This is a genomic window from Natrinema caseinilyticum (assembly GCF_024227435.1).
In the GTDB taxonomy this organism is placed as follows: Archaea; Halobacteriota; Halobacteria; order Halobacteriales; family Natrialbaceae; genus Natrinema; species Natrinema caseinilyticum.
The window spans coordinates 3,845,913-3,862,850 of the sequence record NZ_CP100445.1 but is presented as its reverse complement, the minus strand read 5'-3'; the positions used below and the strand labels follow the sequence as shown (position 1 = coordinate 3,862,850).

Sequence of the window (16,938 nt, the reverse complement as noted above, 5' to 3'; positions counted from 1 at the left end):
TTATAAGGTAGAAAGGTCCAATGGTTAGAACGGAAGCCGGTCTCCACGAGTAAGGGGGCATCGCGTAAACGCCCCGGGTGGTCAGAGCACCCGAGACTTGGCTTCCGTCTCCCGCTCAGGGAACCGGTTGCCATGATTACGTTGATTCTACCGGGATATAAACGTCCCGCACGCCGGCGGAATCGCCCGACACGACCACCGTTCGGTCCGGAACCGGACTCGAAATGGAACCGAGAGCGTGGCCAGTATGAGTAGCGATCGAGACTCGGGTAAGGACGCCGAGTCGTCGCTCCCGGACTGTCCGTGCTGTGGCCAGTTGGTGACCAGAATAACGACCACCGGGCCCGACACGGGGACCGTCGGTCCCTGTGGCTGTTCGGTGACGCCCGATCAGATCATCGCACAGCGCAGGCGTCGGAACGAGCGCGAGGAGTAAGCATCCGCGAACCACCGGTTACCCGCCGGAACACCGTTCGAGGCTGATACGGGTGTGACGCGGCCGTACTCGCTGCGCGGCCGCGTTGCCGACCCTTCGGCCCTCGGTACGTCTCTCGGCAACGTATCGCTCGAGACGCCTAGCCAATTGTCGTGAAATTCAGGGAGAGAAGTGTCTGAATCACCAGTTTGGAGAGGGTGTTTATTTGACTAACTGCCGAACAGCGCCTATGGTCGGCATCGAGGACCAGTTGATAACCCTCCTCTATCTCCTCGCCATCGCCACCGTCGTCGGGGTCGTCAGTGCGAGACGCGAGCGCATACAGTACACGACCGGGCTCATCGTCACGGGACTGCTCATTTCCGTCGTCGGCTCTCCGGTCGACGTCGAACTCACGTCCGACTTCATCTTGCTCGTCTTACTGCCGATCCTCATCTTCAACGAGGCGGTCAACATCGACCCTCGCGGGTTCCGCGAGAATCTCGGCCCCATTCTCGCGCTCGCCGTTCCGGGCCTCCTCGTCTCGATCGCCATCGTCGCCGTCGCGAGTCGATTTCTGTTCGGATTCCCGCTGGTCATCGCGATCCTGTTCGGCGTCATTATCATGCCGACCGATCCCGTTTCGGTGCTCGCCACGTTCGACGACATCGGCGCCCCCGAGCGACTCGCGGTCCTCGTCGAGGGCGAGAGCCTCCTGAACGACGGCGTGTCGATCGTCGTCTACTCGTCGGTCCTCGCCATCGTCCTCGAGGCGGAATCCGCGGGCGTCGCGCTCGGAGAGATCTACACGCACGGTCGGTTACTGCGTGACGTCGCGATCGGGATCACCGTCGCGGTGGTCGGCGGCGCACTCGTCGGTGCCGTGGCCGGATACGTCGCCACCGAACTCGTCGCCTTCGCGGACGACAGTCTGACCACGATCGTCGTCTCGGTGGGTCTCGCCTACGGCGTCTACGTCTTCCTCGACGTTCTCGGTAGCAGCGGCGTCATCGGAACGCTGACCGCCGGTATCTTCCTCGCCTCACCCAGTGGGACCACGGAGCTGCCCCCGGCGACGCACTTCACCCTCGAGAACGTCTGGGAGTACGCGGCCGTCCTCGCGAACACCATCATCTTCGTCGGTATCGGCATCGTCACACCGATCGCCCTCCAGGTCGAGTCCGCCGGGCACGTCGCCGCGGCGATCGTCCTCGTATTCTTCGCGCGGGCCGTCGTCATCTACCCGCTGGTCGAACTTCTCAACCGGTGGCTAATCGACTCGATTCCGCGGTCCTACCAGCACGTCCTGACGTGGAGCGGCATTCACGCCTCCGTCTCCATCGCGTTGATCCTGGGCGTCTCCGAAACGGGGGCGATTTCGGACCCCCTCGCGGCACAGCTCACCGCGATGGTCTTCGGCGTCGCCGCGTTCACGCTTCTCGTCAACGGCCCGACGATGGGCAGACTGCTCGACCGCCTCGAAATCGGTCAGCGAACGCCGCCACAGCGACTCTACGAGTCGCTCGTCGGTCGCCTTCACGGCGTCGACGCCGCCCTCGACACCGCAGAGCGACTCCACGAAGACGACGAGATTTCGGAGAGCGTCTTCGAGGACGTCACCGCAGTCTACAGACGCGAACGCGACGAGCTCGAAGCCGCACTCGAGTCGCTGCTCGATCGGTATCCCGACGTCCGTCGCCACGAGGAGCGACTCGGAACCCGACGCATTCTCGTCGCGGAACACCGGGCCATCAACGAGGCGATACAGCGAGGGGACATAGGCGGGGACGTGGGTGACCGCTTGCTGGACGACGTCAAAGTGAAACTCGATCGCGTTCTGACCGACGAGTGGACTGCAACCGAACCGACGCCGACCGACTTCACCCCGTACTGGCGTCGGGAACTCGAGGCGGTGTCCCTCGACGATGGCAACGAGGCGGTCCAGGCGGGTACGTCACGACCGGACGATGGCTCGAAAGCCGGGGATCGGCAATCGTGAGACGATATGTCACCCGTCGGGACCCGCTTTCGGCCGCGTCGGTCGTCCCGCTGACCGACCCGGACGCGACGCACGCCTGTCGAGTATTCCTGGAGCCGACGGGACTTGCAGTCGCCGACCCACTTCTCGGGCCGATTCTCGAGTCCGCGCCTCACGCCCACCGGTACCGCGGGCGACTCGTCCGATCGGGTAGGTCGCGGAAGACGTGGACACCGATCCAGACGTCCTGCCCGTACAGGTGACGGGGACCGCCGCATTGGAGCGGAATGCAAGACCGGTCTCGTGAGTCGCTTCCGCCGTGGATCTCACCCCGGCCCGACGTCGGTCCGGTCCGCTTCAGAGGGCGGTTCCTCCTGCCGTTCGGCGACGCTCTCGGCATACTCGTCGAGCGTGTGTTCGGGTTCGACGTCGACGCGGTCGCGGTCTCGACCGGCCAGGACCGGGAGGATCATCCGGACGAACATCACGATGAACACCATCAGGAACGGGCCGAGGAAGATCCCGTACCAGCCGAACAGCGGCGGCCCGAACAGGTACGCGAACATGACCAGCCCGGTGTTGAGCAGTCGTCCGGAGAGGTACGGTCGGATGTACGTCCGGACGAGGTTGTCGAACGCGACGATCATGACCGCGAGGAACACGAGCGGGAACCAGAGGAATCGCGGATCGACGGCGACCGCCTGGAGGGCGAGAGTCGCGGCGATCGCAAAGTAGACGATCGACCGACCCACGAGCGGGACGAGCGTGAACAGACCGGTGACGACGGCGAACAGCACCGCCGAGGGGATCGCCAGGTCGCCGGGCGCAAAGAAATTAAACGCCGTGTAGATGATCGCCGAGAGGACGATCACCGCGAAGATCGTCATCGTGTACCCGAAGTAGATCGAACCCAGTCCTCGGTCGACGACCGAGAGGTAGTCGGTTGCCAGGCTGTCCTCGCCGAACACGTTCGATTCGAACCAGTCGGCGATAGTTCGGTCGCTGACCAGCAGGAAGAACGCGATCAGCAGCGAGATGAACATGTTGAACAGCGTCGCACCGATGGCGCCGACCACGCCGCCGACCGACCCGAGCAGGCTCTGGACCGACGGATCCTGGATCAACACGACCGTCGTGTCGTACACCTCGGAGGGCGTGTTCGGGAGATCCGAGATCTGAACCGGCAACTGCGCGAGTATCCTGTCGACCGGCAGGTCCGCGACCGCGGTCACCAACTGCCCGAGAGCGACCAGGAGGATCGCGCCGATCATCACCACGATCGGGACGACGATCAGGAGCAGCGTCAGCGCCGCCACGAGCGTCGGCGAGGCGAAGCGCCGCTCGAGTCGCTGCGTGATGGGCCGCGCGACGTAGTAGATGAACAGCCCGAAGACGAGCCACGGGAGGTACTGGTCGACGACCAGTCCCAACACGGCCAATAGTACGAGCCCCAGAATCCACCACCCGAGGCGTTCGTGAGCCGCCCAGATGCGGACGTTTCGTATCGGTGAATCGGTTTCGTCCATGGGTACTGATACCACGGAAACACTATTAACGAAATTGCACACTCGTACTGAATTATCAGGGTTCGGTATTTCAAACGCCGATACGGCGGTGATCGGTCGAGCGAGACGGGGGATCCCGAAACGCGATCGATGGTCGTAAAGAGGTGTGCTGCTCGCATGCCCGCTATTCGGACCTGCTCGATTCGCCGCGGGCTTCCACGAGCAAGTCGACGATGGTTTTGGCCAGTCCGATCAGAACGGGCCCGACGAAGAGGCCGAGGAACCCGAAGACGGCGACGCCACCGAGGATGCCGATGACGAGAATGCCCGGATTGAGGCGCGTACCGCGCTGCATCGCGAGCGGTCGGACGACGTTGTCCGAGCCGCTGATGACGACGGTCCCGTACACGAGTAGTCCCACCGCCGCCGGAATGCTCCCCACGACGACGAGGTAGATCACAGCCGGAATCCAGACGATCGACGCTCCGATGAGCGGGAGTAGCGACAGAACGAACGTGATCACGCCCCAGAAGACGATGCTGTCGAAACCGATGACGATGAAGGCGAGAACGGTCAGAATCGCCTGCAAGCCGGCGACGATAACGTTGCCCACCACTGCAGCCCAGAGGAGGTCGTCGGTGTTACCCAGGAGTTCGTCCATCACGTCCGGTTCGAGCGGGGCGGCCGTCCGTAGCCAGGCGATGAACGCGTCGCCGTCTCGCAGGAGGTAGTAGAAGGTGAACAGGAAGACGACAGCGCCCACGACGAACGCGGGAATCCCGCCGACGATGCCGATGATCCCGCCCACGACGCCGCGGAGACCGGTTTCGACCGCGCCGGAGAACGGCTCGAGCAGGGTTTGAAGGTCCGCATCCGCTCCGAACCGATCCTGGACGATGGCTTCGACGGCCGCGGCGTCGGGGAGTTCGGCACCGCTCGCCACCGAGACTGCCTGATCCACTGCGACGACGACGACGACGAGGAGCGGGACGAGAACGACGACCACCGTGGCGAGGAGTGTACCGACCGCACCGGCAGTCGCCCCGAGTCGGTCCGACAGTCGGGCGTTTACCGGTGCGACGAGATACGCCAGCAATCCACCGGCCAGTACAAACTGCAGGAACGGCAATACGAGAACCACGGACAGCGTACCGAAGACTAGCAGGAGAATCCGAAGGAAGGTGATCGAAGAGTCGGTGCCGTCTTCGGTCATGGTTGGACACCACTGCCAGTGCCCGACGTATCGAGAGGCCCAGGTACTGCCATACTGTCACTCATTAATTCCCTTTTCCAATCCAATCGAAGGATAACTGACGTCCTCGTCAGACCCCCGCAACCGTCGAGTAGCCCGCGATGGGTGGGTTCTTCCGAGAGACGATACCTCGAGCAAACCCTTAAATCTACAGTGATTGTCAAATTGGGAACATTACTCGGAGAACGGTAATCCGACACCGACGTCGTCGGTCGTGTTCGCTTCCGACTCCCAGTTCTTCCACCAGAGTCGGCACACGATGAGCGACTGGGGGCTCGTGAATCCACGCTCGGTACACCGGGTCGTCGCGTCCGCCGACACGATATGACCCGACGGGTAGTTTCGAGGCGTCCGGCGACGGAACACGGTGGAAGATGCTTTGTCGGCACGATCACCGGTCACATCAACTGGGGCTCACATTTCGAAAATTCTGAAGAGGGGGTTATCCGCTTCGATACGGTAGCAGGCCGCATGGATATCGACTGGAGAGCGATACTGATCGGACTACTCCTCGTTGTGGTCGTCGCGGTCATCAGGGGCCGGTTGGTCGTCGCGATAAACCCGATGATCCTGACGTTTTCGTGGATTATCATCGGTGTCCTCGGCGGTATCGTCACCGGCTTTCTCGCCGGTGGCACGGTCGTTTCCGGGGCCGTCCACGGCGGACTAATGACCGTCTTCGCGTCGCTTCTCAACCTGGTCGTCGTCACGTTCGCGACGTTCTTCTTCGCGGGGTTCGTCCCGGAGTTCGGCGTGCTCGCCGTCGGCGTGTTCCTGTTCGCGTTCTACGCTACCCCGGGCGCGATCGGTGGGGCGATCGGATCGTGGGCCTGCGGTCGACAGGCCTTCCAACGGCTCCCCGATGCGCGGGCGTGAAATCGTTCACGTCACCGATTCGTACGCGGCGTCGGTTTTCGGGGGACTGTCGGGCCGCGCGGAGACGGCCGTCTCTCTCACGAGGATCGCTCTTCTCTGATGACCGTCACGGGGACGTGCGACCGTCGAACGACGTGCTCGGCGACGCTTCCGAGTAAATATCGAACCAGTCCCTCGCGCCCGTGACTACCGACGACGATGTGATCGACGTCGTGGTCCTCCGCGTACGTCACGATGGTGGACGCTGCGTCCCCATCGAGCGACACCGTCCGTACGTCCGCGTCCGCGTCGGACTCGCGTGCGATCCCTTCGGCCCGCTCCAGAAGCGATTCCGCTGCTTCCAGTGACTTTTCGTACGAATCCTCGGGGTAGAACTCGTTCAGGTCCTCGTTCCGGTACCACTCCTCCGGATCGTTCACGTGAAGCACGTGAATCTCCGCACCGGGGTGCGTCGAGAGGGCGTACCGTAACGCGATGTTCGCTTGCGTAGATTCGTCGAACGCGACCAGAACTCGTGTGGTCATGGTCTCCCATACGGCGACGCGGACCAAATTTCCCCAGTGGCCCGCCCCGCAATCGATCGGTGCGGCCTACGGAGGAACCCGCGGGTGCGGCGGCCTGCGGAGAAGCCCCTGGGTTCGGATACCGAATTCCGGACTCTCGAGCGCGCGACCGCCGAGAGACGGTGGTGTCGATTCAGGTACCGCCGCTCGAGGTGGGGTCGTCGCTCCCGTTCGAGACGGATCGATTCTGACGCTCCAGCGTCGGCACCGGGCCGAGAATCCGTACCAGTGCGGGGATCGGTATCGGTAAGGCGGGCCCACACGACAGAGCGACCATGAACGTCACTATCACGCCCTCGAGCGTCTCGGGGTCGGCGCGTGCGCCGCCCTCGAAGAGCTACACCCACCGGGCGATCCTCGCGGCGGGCTTCGCGGGCGAGGCGACCGTGCGGGACGCGCTCTGGAGCGCAGACACGCAAGCGACCGCTCGCGCAGTGACTCTGTTCGGCGGCGAGGTCGACCGACGAGAAACCGGAACCCTCGACGTCGAGGGCTTCGACGGCCGGCCCGACGTGCCTGCGGACGTCATCGACTGCGCGAACAGCGGCACGACGATGCGCCTCGTCACCGCCGCCGCGGCGCTGGCCGACGGCACCTCTGTGCTGACCGGCGACGAATCCCTTCGGTCGCGGCCCCAGGGCCCGCTGCTCTCCGCCCTCGCCGACCTCGGAGTCGACGCGTACAGCACGCGCGGGAACGGACAGGCTCCGCTGGTCGTCACCGGGCCGCTGTCCGGCGGCGAGGTGTCGATTCCGGGTGACGTTTCCTCCCAGTACATCACCGCGTTACTGATGGCCGGTGCGGTCACCGACGACGGGATCGCGATCGATCTGGAGACGGAACTCAAATCGGCGCCGTACGTCGACATCACGCTCGAGGTGCTCGCGGATTTCGGGGTCGACGCGCGAAAAACGGACGACGGCTTCGTCGTGGCTGGCGGGCAGTCCTACGCGCCCGCAGGCGGGGAGTACGCGGTCCCCGGGGACTTCTCGTCGATCTCGTATCCGCTCGCCGCGGGTGCGATCGCCGGCGGGGATGGGACGGGCGTCCGCATCGAGGGGGCCCATCCGAGCGCGCAGGGCGACAGCGCCATCGTCGACATCGTCGACCGGATGGGCGCGGACGTCGACTGGAACCGCGAGGAGGGGTCGATCGACGTCGTATCGGCACCGCTGTCCGGGACCCGCGTCTCCGTCGAGGACACGCCGGATCTCCTGCCGACGATCGCGACGCTCGGCGCGGTCGCCGAGGGCGATACCGAGATCGTCGACGCCGAGCACGTCAGATACAAGGAGACGGACCGGGTGAGCGCGATGGCCGAGGAGCTCGGAAAGATGGGCGTCGAAACGACCGAAGAGCCCGACTCCCTGACGATCCACGGGAGCGACTCGCAACTCGAGGGGGCGACCGTCTCGGGACGCGACGACCACCGGATCATCATGGCGCTCGCGCTCGCGGGACTGGTCGCAACCGGTGAGACGACCGTCGAGGGGGCCGAACACGTCGACGTTTCGTTCCCCGGCTTCTTCGAGATGCTCGAGGACCTGGGCGCCGGACTCGAGCGACAGGGGTAGCGCTCCGATCCGCGAGCGCACCGTCCGTTCATCGATTCGAGTGAGAACTTTCCGGAGCGAGTAGCTATTTATGTCCGCAGAAAATGTTGGTATACAATGTCAGGCAATACGCCGGTAATCGTTAGCGCTGTTAGAACAGCTCAGGGAAGAGAAGACGGTGCGCTCACGGACATCCGGAGCGAAGACCTCTCGATTCCGCTGGTCAACGAGATGCTCGCCGAGACGGGGCTCGCCGGGGAGCACGTCGACGACCTGATGTGGGGCTGCGCCCAGCAGCGCTCGGAACAGCGGACGAACATCGCACGACAGATCGCGCTCTTCTCCGAGCTCGGGGAAGGAGTTCCGGCGACGACCGTCGACAGACAGTGTGCGTCCTCCGCGCAAGCGATCATCAGCGCCGCCGATTCGATCGCCGCGGGCCGCCACTCGGCGGTCATCGCCGGCGGCGTCGAGAGCATGAGCCGCGTCAAGATGGGGGGCGGTGACAGCGGCGATCTGTACCCCGGTCTCGAGGAGAAATACGGAATGCGCAACCTGGCGATGGGGATGACCGCCGAAAAGGTCGCCGAGAAGTACGATATCTCTCGCGAGGAACAGGACGAGTACGGCGCGCGCAGCCAGCAACGCGCGGTCGAAGCCACCGAGGAGGGCCGGTTCGACGACGAGATCGTCCCGCTCGAAACGGACGACGGCGTCCACGACGAAGACGAGGGGTTGCGTCCCGGAACGACCTCCGAAACGCTCGCCGATCTCCCGACGGTCTTCAAAGAGGACGGGACGGTCACGCCCGGCAACGCCTCACAGATCGCCGACGGTGCCGCCGGCGTCTTGCTGACCAGTCGCGACTTCGCGGCCGAGAACGATCTCGAGATCCTCGCAGAGGTCGGGACGAGTTACGTCGCGGGCGTCGACCCCACGATAATGGGAGTCGGACCGGTTCCGGCGACGGAGGGACTCCTCGAACGCGCCGGTCGGGAGATCGACGACTACGGACTGGTCGAGATCAACGAGGCGTTCGCCAGCCAGACGCTGTACTCCCAGCGCGAACTCGGCATCCCGGACGAGCAACTCAACGTCAACGGCGGCGCGATCGCCATCGGCCACCCGCTCGGGTGTTCGGGGGCACGTCTTCCGGTGACGCTCGTTCACGAGATGAACCGCCGCGGCGTCGATCGCGGAATCGCGACCGAGTGCGTCGGCTTCGGCCAGGGAGCTGCGATCGAGTTCGAGCTCCCGTAATCCGGTCCTCCGGGCGAACCGATCGTCTCACACGAGCGGTCGTCGCCGAGGCGTCCGCGAAACGGCGACCGAACGCGGCTGGCTCGGCCGACACACCGGGGCCCTCACTCTTCTACCCGATGTCGTAGGTCGTCTCGAGGTGCGAGACGAGTTCCCGAACGATCGTCGGATCGTACGTCCAGAACCCGTAGTACTCCCCCGGTCGCCGTTCTTCGGCGAGTAACGCACAGGATTCGAGTTCGTTGCCGCCGCCGTCGAACACCACGAACCAGTACTCGCCGAGTTCGCTATTCGGTTCGGTCACCACCGTCACACCCTCCGGGACGGACGCGTCCCACGCATCGTCGAAGAACACCGTCACCGCGAGCGATCCGTGGCTTCCCAGGCGGTCGTAGACCTCTCTCTGTGCGGCGAACGCCCGCGCCCGTTCGAATCCGGTATAGAGACTGCCGGAGCTGATGCGCCACGCTCGCTCTTCGATCTCGCGGGCCGTCGCCAGCATCTGCCGACGGCTGTAGGACGTAAACAACGTGTTCTCGAGGAAATCGAAGAGCTCCGATCGGTCCTGCTCGGTTTCGGCGAGTTTCCACGGCGGATGAGTTCGCGGCGAGAGGAGAGCCCGAAACTGGTCGATCCCCAGCGCGCCGCGGAACTCATCGTCCGTGTCCCGGACGATGACGAATCCGGCCTCGTCGAGCGACCCGAGCGAGCGGTGAACGAGAACCACGTTCCGCGTCTCGAACTGGCGTCTGAGTTCCGCAACGACCGCATCGTCGTCGGTGTGAACTTCGAGCGTTTTCCGTCGTCGTTCGATCGACTCGATGACCGCTCCGAGCGAGTTCATGGCGGTCTGTCGGTCACCCCCAGGGCGTCGATCACCGCCGGCGGGATGTCGGTTTCAGTGACGGCGTTCGTCTCGCCGTCGTACGTGATGAACCCCAGCGACTCGAGTTTGGGAAGTATCGTGTGATAGAGTCGAATACGAACGCGATCACGGTCGGCAGGTGTGGCGATGGTCCCCTCGACGCTCGCGTCCTTCGCGACGATCACGTCGGCGAGTTCCTCGAGCGTCGGCGTCGGATGATCGGCGAGATAGACGACCGCGTAGCGGGCGCGTCGATCGGCGAAGAGACGGAGCACGTCGTCGACCGGGAACGCACCGGTCGCCGTGCGCAGGGCGAACGGATCGGGATCGAACTGCTCGTCGCCCATTGAAACGTGTACGCGCGCGTCCCTGAAATAGCTGTACGCGGTACTTGCAACGTCCGCTGAGCCGAGGGCTCCGGCGCAGCGTTTCGTCTCCGAATCCTGCAGGGCTAAGTGTCCGCGTCCCAGAGAGCAGGGTAATGAACGGCAACCGCTTCGGTCGCCTCTTCCAGGTGACTACGTTCGGCGAGAGCCACGGGGAGGCGATGGGCTGTACCGTCTCGGGCTGTCCCGCCGGGCTCGAACTCTCCGAAGAGGACATTCAGGAGGATCTCGACCGCCGGAAACCGGGCCAATCGATGATCACGACCAGTCGCGGCGAACCGGACGCCGTCTCGATCAAATCCGGAATACAGGACGGCTACACGACCGGGACGCCGATCGGGATGGTGATCCAGAACAAGGACGCACGGTCGGGCAAGTACGAGCCCTTCATCACCGCACCGCGACCCAGCCACGGCGACTTCACGTATTCGGCCAAATTCGGGACGCGAAACTGGGGTGGCGGCGGTCGTTCGTCCGCCCGGGAAACCGTAAACTGGGTCGCTGCGGGCGCGATCGCGAAGAAACTGCTCTCGCAACAGGGGATCGAACTCAAAGCCCACGTCAACCAGATCGGCGACGTCGAAGCTCCCGAGGTGAGCTTCGAGGAGATCGTCGCTCACTCCGAGGAAAACGACGTGCGCTGTGGCCATCCCGAGACGGCCGCGGAGATGCAAACCCTGATCGAGGAGTATCAGGAAAAAGGCGACTCGATCGGCGGGAGCATCTACTTCGAGGCACGGGGCGTCCCCGTCGGTCTCGGCGCGCCCCGGTTCGATTCGTTGTCGGCCCGCCTCGGGCAGGCGATGATGTCGGTGCCGGCGACGACGGCGTTCGAGTTCGGCCTCGGTCGGGAGGCCCGCGAGTGGACTGGAAAAGAGCGAAACGACGACTGGGAGTTCGACGACGAGGGGAATCCGACGCCGGTCGAGAACGACCACGGCGGCATTCAGGGCGGCATCTCCTCGGGAGAACCGATCTACGGCGAGGTCACGCTCCACGCGCCGACCTCGATTCCGAAAACCCAGCAGACGGCCGACTGGGAGACCGGCGAACTCAAAGAAGAGAAGGTCATCGGTCGACACGACCCCGTCCTTCCGCCTCGAGGAGTCCCCGTCGTCGAGGCGATGCTCGCGCTGACGCTCGTCGACTTCATGCTTCTGAGCGGTCGACTCAATCCGGATCGCGTCGACGACCGGCCCGGTGAGTACGATACAGAGTACCATCCGAGCAACCCGCGGAGCGAATAGCTCGAGTCGGCGTTCTGCCACCGGTTTTCGCCGTTTCGAAGCCCGGTTCTGTAAGCGTAACAACTAATACATCCCCCGTGGTCGGCGACGTATGCGGGATTTTCACGTCCACTCGAACTACTCGGACGGCGACTTCCTCAGAGGGATGATCCGGGCCGCAGAATCGGCGGGTCTCGAGGGTGTGGGTATCGCCGACCACTGCAACGTGGCCACACGCGACCGCCACGAATCGATGCGGAGCGTATACGGGTTCAATCTCGATCTCACCCACGAACGCCGCCGCCGGGGGATCGAGCGACTGCGGGAGGAGTTCGGTCTCGAGATCTACGACGCCGTCGAGATGGACTACGACCCGCGCGACGAGGCCGCGATCGACGCGTTTCTTTCCGAGGCCGGATTTGAGTACGCGATCGGGAGCGTCCACGACGTCGACGGGAAGAACGTCCAGGTCGCATCACATTTCGCGGAGATGACCGAGGCCGAGCGCGACGCGGTCGTCGACGAGTATTTCGAGAAACTGGTCACACTCGTCGAGTCCGAACTGTTCGATATCGCGGCTCACGTCGATCTGCTCGAGCGGACCCCGCCGTTACGGGGGCGTGCAACGGACGCACACTACAGACGGGTGGCACGGGCGTTCTCCGACTCCCGAACCGTTCCGGAGATCAACGCCGGACGAGCCCTGTCCGATGCCGAGGTCGTCCACCCGTCCGATCCCTTCCTGTCCGTGCTGCGCGAACACGACGTGGCCGTGACCGTCGGCACCGACTCCCATCGCCCGGGAGAGATTCCCGATCGCATCGGCTTTCTCACCGGGTTCGTCGAGGAGGCCGGCCTCGAGCCCGTCACCCCCGATGGGGTCGTCCAGTAGCCGGGAACCCACACCGAGCGGCCGCGAATCCGTTTCGAGTAGCGGCGGACTCGTTCTGTGTCGGGCGGGGTCGTCCGAAACCGTGAAACCGGGCTCGAGCGCGACCGGTCGTGATCGGGAACCCGGCGTCGGCGGGCACCTATTTTCAACGCCGTTCCCAGGCGAGCGTCAGCGACAGGTCGTCTCGAAGGAGTTGTGAAACGTGACAGCCCCGTTCGGCGAGGGTGACGATGTGTTCGACCGTCTCGTCGTCCTCGTCGGCGTCGATCCGGATCGTCGCGTCGATCCGCTCGACGGAGCCGCGCTCCGGCGCTGCGTCGACGTCGACCCGAATCTCGTCGACCGACGCGTCACGTTTCGTCGCCTGGTACCTGGTGCTGAGCGAGAGACACGCTGCGAGCCCACCGAGGAAGACGTCGACCGGGGTCGGACCGGTTTCGGTGCCGCCGCTCAATTCCGGTTCGTCGAACGCCCACTCGAAGGAGCCGGCCTCGATGTGCCCCCGCATCCCCTCGGCGTTCGTCGCGGAGACCGACCGTCCGGGCATCTCGTGTTCACCCCGACGGGCTGTCCCGGTCTCGACTGTGCGGGCGGCTGCGCCCGTACCGCTTTCTGCGGGCGACGGCCACGGGTTCTCGACGCGCTCGGCGGCCGCTTCGAGGTCGGTCGCCGCCTCCGCTTCGAGGTCCTCGATGGTGTTCGCAGTCGGCGCGACGATGCCGATCGGGGTCCCGGGCGGCACCGATTCGCCGCCCTCGAGATACGTCCGACGCAGAACGCCACCGGCGCGTGCCTCGACCACTCCGACGCGTGAGCCCGATTCCGCATCCGATTGCGGTTCGGGTTCCACGTCCGGCTCGGTTGCCACGTCGGCGATCGCCTCTCCCGTTGAAACCGACTCCCCCTCGAGTACCGTCCACTCGAGGAGGGTCCCGCGTTTCGTCTCGGGACCGAGCGCCGGCATTCGGACGATGTAGCCCATGTGAGTTCGTAGCGCGTACAGGGGGTAAAAGGGATGTGCCTCTCGGAACCGACGGTCGGGGACAGGAACGGACGACCGCATTCGACGGCTCGCGCGGAACGGTTTCGACGGCCCACCCTGCTATTCGGAACGGAAATGCTCGAACGAATGTGGACAATTATAAACTCGTTTTCCTTGGATAATAATGATTGTTCACACATATTCTTCAATGGATGTCCATTCTTCACGAAAGATCCTTGGTAATCTATAGCAAAGTCTTTAGGCAACGTGGGGCAAATTTCGAATACGGTTGGCCACTGGCCACTGATCACCTATGAGTAGCGATGAACTTATCTGGCGAATCGCAGGTGGTTCCGGCGACGGAATCGACTCGACGAGCCAGAATTTCGCCAAGGCGCTGATGCGCTCGGGACTCGACGTATTCACCCACCGGCACTATCCGTCGCGAATTCGCGGCGGCCACACCTACGTCGAGATTCGGGCCGCAGACCACGAGGTACAGTCACGCGGGGACGGCTACAACTTCCTGCTCGCACTGGGCGACTCGTTCGCCCGGAACCCGCAGGAAGAGGCCTACTACGGGAACGAAGAGATCAAGCCCCTCTCGGAGAATCTCGACGATCTCCGCGAGGGCGGAATCATCGTCTACGACGAGGGCCTCATCAGCGAGGAGGACGTCGCGGACATCGAACTGGAGGCCCGCGCCGAGGAGAACGACTGGCACGTGTTCCCGCTCGACCTCCGGTCGCTCGCGCGGGAGTACGGCCGGGAGGTCATGCGAAACACCGCGGGCGTCGGCGTCACGGCGGCGCTGCTCGAGATGGACCTCGACCACATCGAGGACCTGATGGAAGACGCCATGAGTGGGGACGTCCTCGAGGCGAACCTCGAGATTCTCCACGAGGCCTACGACACGATCAACGAGGAGTACGACTTCGACCACGAACTGCGCGCGCCCGAGGGCTCTCACGACACCGAGCAGGCACTGCTGTCGGGATCGAACGCGATCGCCTACGGCGCGATCGACGCCGGCTGTCGGTTCATCGCCGGCTACCCGATGACACCGTGGACGGACGTGTTCACCATCCTCAGCCAGAACTTCCCCGACATGGGCGGCGTCTCCGAGCAGGTCGAAGACGAGATCGCCGCGGCGGCGCTCGCGGTCGGTGCGAGCCACGCCGGCGCGAAGGCCATGTCCGGTTCGTCGGGCGGCGGCTTCGCCCTGATGTCCGAACCGCTCGGTCTCGCCGAGATGACCGAAACGCCCATCGTCCTCGTCGAGTCGATGCGGGCCGGACCCTCGACGGGAATGCCGACGAAACCCGAACAGGGCGACCTCGAACACGTACTCTATACGAGCCAGGGCGACTCCTCGCGGGTCGTCTTCGCGCCCGGGAACGTCGAGGAGGCCTACGACCAGACCAGACTCGCGTTCAAAATCGCCTGGGACTACCAGATTCCAGCGATCGTCATCTACGACCAGAAGCTCTCGGGGGAGAACACCAACGTCGACGTCGAATTCTTCGACCGCGAGCCACAGCCGGATCTGGGCTCGACGTTGACCGAAGACGAACTCCGGGAGGCCGCCCACGACGCGAGCGGGAAATTCAGACGGTTCAACTACGACGACGCCGAAAACGGAGTCAGTCCGCGCTCGCTCCCCGGCCAGAAAGGCGGGCGCTTCCTCGCGACCGGCAACGAACACAGCCCGGTCGGACACATCAGTGAGGACCCCGACAACCGCGTCTTCCAGATGGAGCGCCGGCTCGAAAAGCTCGAGCACATCCGCGAGGAACTCGAGGCGGAACACGCCTCCAATCAGACCACCTTCGGCGACGAAAACGCCGAGTACGGCGTCATCACCTGGGGCTCGAGCCAGGGCGCCGTCCGCGAAGCCGTCGAACGACTGAACGAGAACGGCCACTCCGTCGCGGGACTCGGCGTCTCCGACATGATGCCGTTCCCGGAAACCGAAGTGACGGAGTTCCTAGAGCGCGTCGACGAGGCGATGGTCGTCGAGATGAACGCCACCGCGCAGTTCCGCGGTCTGATTCAGAAGGAACTCGGTCGGTTCGGCGACGAGATGACCAGCCTGCTGAAGTACAACGGCGAACCCTTCGAACCCGCCGAGATCGTCGAGGGCTACGAGGTCAACCTCGCAGAGGAGGACCGCCAACCGACCGCACAGGTACGGATCGAACCCGCAACAGGTGACTAACATATGAGTGCATTCAACGCGATCGGAGAGGAACGGGAGATCGACCGGGACGAGTTTACCCCCGGCGTCGAACCCCAGCCGACCTGGTGTCCCGGCTGTGGCGACTTCGGCGTCCTGAAGGCGCTGAAACAGGCCCTGCCGGAAGTCGGCAAGACGCCCGAAGAGGTGCTGACCGTCACCGGGATCGGCTGTTCCGGCAAACTGAATAGCTACCTGGACACCTACGGATTCCACACGATTCACGGGCGCTCGCTGCCCGTCGCTCGGGCGGCCAAACTGGCGAACACCGACCTCGAGGTCATCGCCGCCGGAGGCGACGGCGACGGCTACGGGATCGGCGGGAACCACTTCATCCACTCGGCCCGCGAGAACCACGACATGACGTACATCGTGTTCAACAACGAGATCTTCGGCCTGACCAAGGGCCAGACCTCGCCGACGAGTCCGAAGGGCCACAAGTCCAAGACCCAACCGTCCGGCAGCGCGAAGACGCCGCTCCGGCCGCTGTCGCTGTCCCTGAACGCCGGCGCGAGCTACATCGCCCGCACTGCGGCGGTCAACCCGAACCAGGCCAAAGAGATCATCAAAGAGGCCATCGAACACGACGGCTTCGCCCACATCGACTTCCTCACCCAGTGTCCGACCTGGAACAAGGACGCTCGACAGTACGTCCCCTACATCGACGTACAGGAGTCCGACGACTACGACTTCGACGTGACCGATCGTCGTGAAGCCGCCGAAATGATGCACGAAACCGAGGACGTGCTCAACGAGGGGACCGTCCTGACGGGGCGATACTACGTCGACGAGGACCGCCCGTCGTATCAGCAGGAGAAAGCCGCCGTCGGTGAGATGCCGGACGAGCCGCTGGCCGAGCGCTACTTCGACGACGACGCGGAGTGGGAACGCAGCTACGACCTCCTCGACCGACACACCTGAACGCAGCGCGGCACGGACGCGGCGTTTA

General features: G+C 64.3%; 15 protein-coding genes. 9 read left to right on the top strand and 6 right to left on the bottom strand.

Annotated elements, in window-relative coordinates:
- Window positions 1-247 precede the first annotated feature (247 nt).
- Together NJT13_RS19020 and NJT13_RS19015 are read left to right on the top strand one after the other, a co-directional pair.
- Complete coding sequence (locus NJT13_RS19020) at window positions 248-436, top strand: hypothetical protein (RefSeq protein WP_254523383.1); 189 nt, start codon at window positions 248-250, stop codon at window positions 434-436.
- A gap of 229 nt (window positions 437-665) precedes the next feature.
- A complete protein-coding gene (locus NJT13_RS19015) occupies window positions 666-2,414 on the top strand; it encodes a cation:proton antiporter (RefSeq protein ID WP_254523382.1) in 1,749 nt (582 codons plus the stop codon).
- A gap of 305 nt (window positions 2,415-2,719) precedes the next feature.
- Here NJT13_RS19015 and NJT13_RS19010 read toward each other — a convergent pair whose 3' ends face one another.
- Together NJT13_RS19010 and NJT13_RS19005 are read right to left on the bottom strand one after the other, a co-directional pair.
- Window positions 2,720-3,919, bottom strand: coding sequence for an AI-2E family transporter (locus NJT13_RS19010; RefSeq protein ID WP_254523381.1), 1,200 nt, complete (start codon window positions 3,917-3,919; stop codon window positions 2,720-2,722).
- A gap of 163 nt (window positions 3,920-4,082) precedes the next feature.
- Window positions 4,083-5,111 carry an AI-2E family transporter gene (locus NJT13_RS19005; protein WP_254523380.1) on the bottom strand — a complete coding sequence of 343 codons (1,029 nt, stop codon included), beginning with the start codon at window positions 5,109-5,111 and terminating at the stop codon, window positions 4,083-4,085.
- A gap of 510 nt (window positions 5,112-5,621) precedes the next feature.
- Between NJT13_RS19005 and NJT13_RS19000 the strand changes: the two genes are divergently transcribed.
- The gene (locus tag NJT13_RS19000; RefSeq protein WP_254523379.1) at window positions 5,622-6,026 is read left to right on the top strand and encodes a DUF5518 domain-containing protein; all 405 of its coding nucleotides are present in this window, start codon (window positions 5,622-5,624) and stop codon (window positions 6,024-6,026) included.
- A 77-nt stretch (window positions 6,027-6,103) separates the two neighbouring features.
- Here the strand turns inward: NJT13_RS19000 and NJT13_RS18995 are convergent, their stop codons facing one another.
- A complete protein-coding gene (locus tag NJT13_RS18995; RefSeq protein WP_254523378.1) occupies window positions 6,104-6,550 on the bottom strand; it encodes a universal stress protein in 447 nt (148 codons plus the stop codon).
- Window positions 6,551-6,864: 314 nt separating this feature from the next.
- On the opposite strand from NJT13_RS18995, the gene aroA reads away from it, so the two are divergent.
- Together aroA and NJT13_RS18985 are read left to right on the top strand one after the other, a co-directional pair.
- Window positions 6,865-8,163, top strand: coding sequence for a 3-phosphoshikimate 1-carboxyvinyltransferase (gene aroA / locus NJT13_RS18990; RefSeq protein ID WP_254523377.1), 1,299 nt, complete (start codon window positions 6,865-6,867; stop codon window positions 8,161-8,163).
- Between the two features lie 96 nt (window positions 8,164-8,259).
- Window positions 8,260-9,402: a thiolase family protein gene (locus tag NJT13_RS18985; protein WP_254523376.1), complete on the top strand. Its 1,143-nt coding sequence runs from the start codon at window positions 8,260-8,262 to the stop codon at window positions 9,400-9,402.
- Between the two features lie 112 nt (window positions 9,403-9,514).
- On the opposite strand, the gene NJT13_RS18980 is transcribed toward NJT13_RS18985, so the two are convergent.
- Both NJT13_RS18980 and NJT13_RS18975 read right to left on the bottom strand, forming a co-directional pair.
- Window positions 9,515-10,246 (bottom strand): DICT sensory domain-containing protein, encoded by a 732-nt coding sequence (locus NJT13_RS18980; protein WP_254523375.1) that lies wholly within the window; start codon window positions 10,244-10,246, stop codon window positions 9,515-9,517.
- Window positions 10,243-10,614, bottom strand: a complete 372-nt coding sequence (locus tag NJT13_RS18975; protein WP_254523374.1) for a DUF7344 domain-containing protein — start codon at window positions 10,612-10,614, stop codon at window positions 10,243-10,245. The genes NJT13_RS18980 and NJT13_RS18975 overlap by 4 nt, the downstream gene beginning before the upstream one ends.
- Before the next feature lie 134 nt (window positions 10,615-10,748).
- On the opposite strand from NJT13_RS18975, the gene aroC reads away from it, so the two are divergent.
- Entirely contained in the window at window positions 10,749-11,900 is a 1,152-nt protein-coding gene (aroC, locus tag NJT13_RS18970; protein WP_254523373.1) for a chorismate synthase, read from the top strand.
- Between the two features lie 91 nt (window positions 11,901-11,991).
- Window positions 11,992-12,771 carry a PHP domain-containing protein gene (locus NJT13_RS18965; RefSeq protein ID WP_254523372.1) on the top strand — a complete coding sequence of 260 codons (780 nt, stop codon included), beginning with the start codon at window positions 11,992-11,994 and terminating at the stop codon, window positions 12,769-12,771.
- Between the two features lie 145 nt (window positions 12,772-12,916).
- On the opposite strand, the gene NJT13_RS18960 is transcribed toward NJT13_RS18965, so the two are convergent.
- Complete coding sequence (locus tag NJT13_RS18960) at window positions 12,917-13,753, bottom strand: OsmC family protein (RefSeq protein ID WP_254523371.1); 837 nt, start codon at window positions 13,751-13,753, stop codon at window positions 12,917-12,919.
- Window positions 13,754-14,066: 313 nt separating this feature from the next.
- Between NJT13_RS18960 and NJT13_RS18955 the strand changes: the two genes are divergently transcribed.
- Both NJT13_RS18955 and NJT13_RS18950 read left to right on the top strand, forming a co-directional pair.
- Window positions 14,067-15,971 carry a 2-oxoacid:acceptor oxidoreductase subunit alpha gene (locus tag NJT13_RS18955; RefSeq protein WP_254523370.1) on the top strand — a complete coding sequence of 635 codons (1,905 nt, stop codon included), beginning with the start codon at window positions 14,067-14,069 and terminating at the stop codon, window positions 15,969-15,971.
- A gap of 3 nt (window positions 15,972-15,974) precedes the next feature.
- The gene (locus tag NJT13_RS18950; protein ID WP_254523369.1) at window positions 15,975-16,910 is read left to right on the top strand and encodes a thiamine pyrophosphate-dependent enzyme; all 936 of its coding nucleotides are present in this window, start codon (window positions 15,975-15,977) and stop codon (window positions 16,908-16,910) included.
- Window positions 16,911-16,938 lie beyond the last annotated feature (28 nt).

What these genes read in the sequence shown, in the direction of transcription:
- NJT13_RS19020 (WP_254523383.1), top strand. Translation starts at nt 248, where the DNA reads ATGAGTAGCGATCGAGACTCGGGTAAGGACGCCGAGTCGTCGCTCCCG.
- NJT13_RS19015 (WP_254523382.1), top strand. Translation starts at nt 666, where the DNA reads ATGGTCGGCATCGAGGACCAGTTGATAACCCTCCTCTATCTCCTCGCC.
- NJT13_RS19010 (WP_254523381.1), bottom strand. Translation starts at nt 3,919, where the DNA reads ATGGACGAAACCGATTCACCGATACGAAACGTCCGCATCTGGGCGGCT.
- NJT13_RS19005 (WP_254523380.1), bottom strand. Translation starts at nt 5,111, where the DNA reads ATGACCGAAGACGGCACCGACTCTTCGATCACCTTCCTTCGGATTCTC.
- NJT13_RS19000 (WP_254523379.1), top strand. Translation starts at nt 5,622, where the DNA reads ATGGATATCGACTGGAGAGCGATACTGATCGGACTACTCCTCGTTGTG.
- NJT13_RS18995 (WP_254523378.1), bottom strand. Translation starts at nt 6,550, where the DNA reads ATGACCACACGAGTTCTGGTCGCGTTCGACGAATCTACGCAAGCGAAC.
- aroA (WP_254523377.1), top strand. Translation starts at nt 6,865, where the DNA reads ATGAACGTCACTATCACGCCCTCGAGCGTCTCGGGGTCGGCGCGTGCG.
- NJT13_RS18985 (WP_254523376.1), top strand. Translation starts at nt 8,260, where the DNA reads ATGTCAGGCAATACGCCGGTAATCGTTAGCGCTGTTAGAACAGCTCAG.
- NJT13_RS18980 (WP_254523375.1), bottom strand. Translation starts at nt 10,246, where the DNA reads ATGAACTCGCTCGGAGCGGTCATCGAGTCGATCGAACGACGACGGAAA.
- NJT13_RS18975 (WP_254523374.1), bottom strand. Translation starts at nt 10,614, where the DNA reads ATGGGCGACGAGCAGTTCGATCCCGATCCGTTCGCCCTGCGCACGGCG.
- aroC (WP_254523373.1), top strand. Translation starts at nt 10,749, where the DNA reads ATGAACGGCAACCGCTTCGGTCGCCTCTTCCAGGTGACTACGTTCGGC.
- NJT13_RS18965 (WP_254523372.1), top strand. Translation starts at nt 11,992, where the DNA reads ATGCGGGATTTTCACGTCCACTCGAACTACTCGGACGGCGACTTCCTC.
- NJT13_RS18960 (WP_254523371.1), bottom strand. Translation starts at nt 13,753, where the DNA reads ATGGGCTACATCGTCCGAATGCCGGCGCTCGGTCCCGAGACGAAACGC.
- NJT13_RS18955 (WP_254523370.1), top strand. Translation starts at nt 14,067, where the DNA reads ATGAGTAGCGATGAACTTATCTGGCGAATCGCAGGTGGTTCCGGCGAC.
- NJT13_RS18950 (WP_254523369.1), top strand. Translation starts at nt 15,975, where the DNA reads ATGAGTGCATTCAACGCGATCGGAGAGGAACGGGAGATCGACCGGGAC.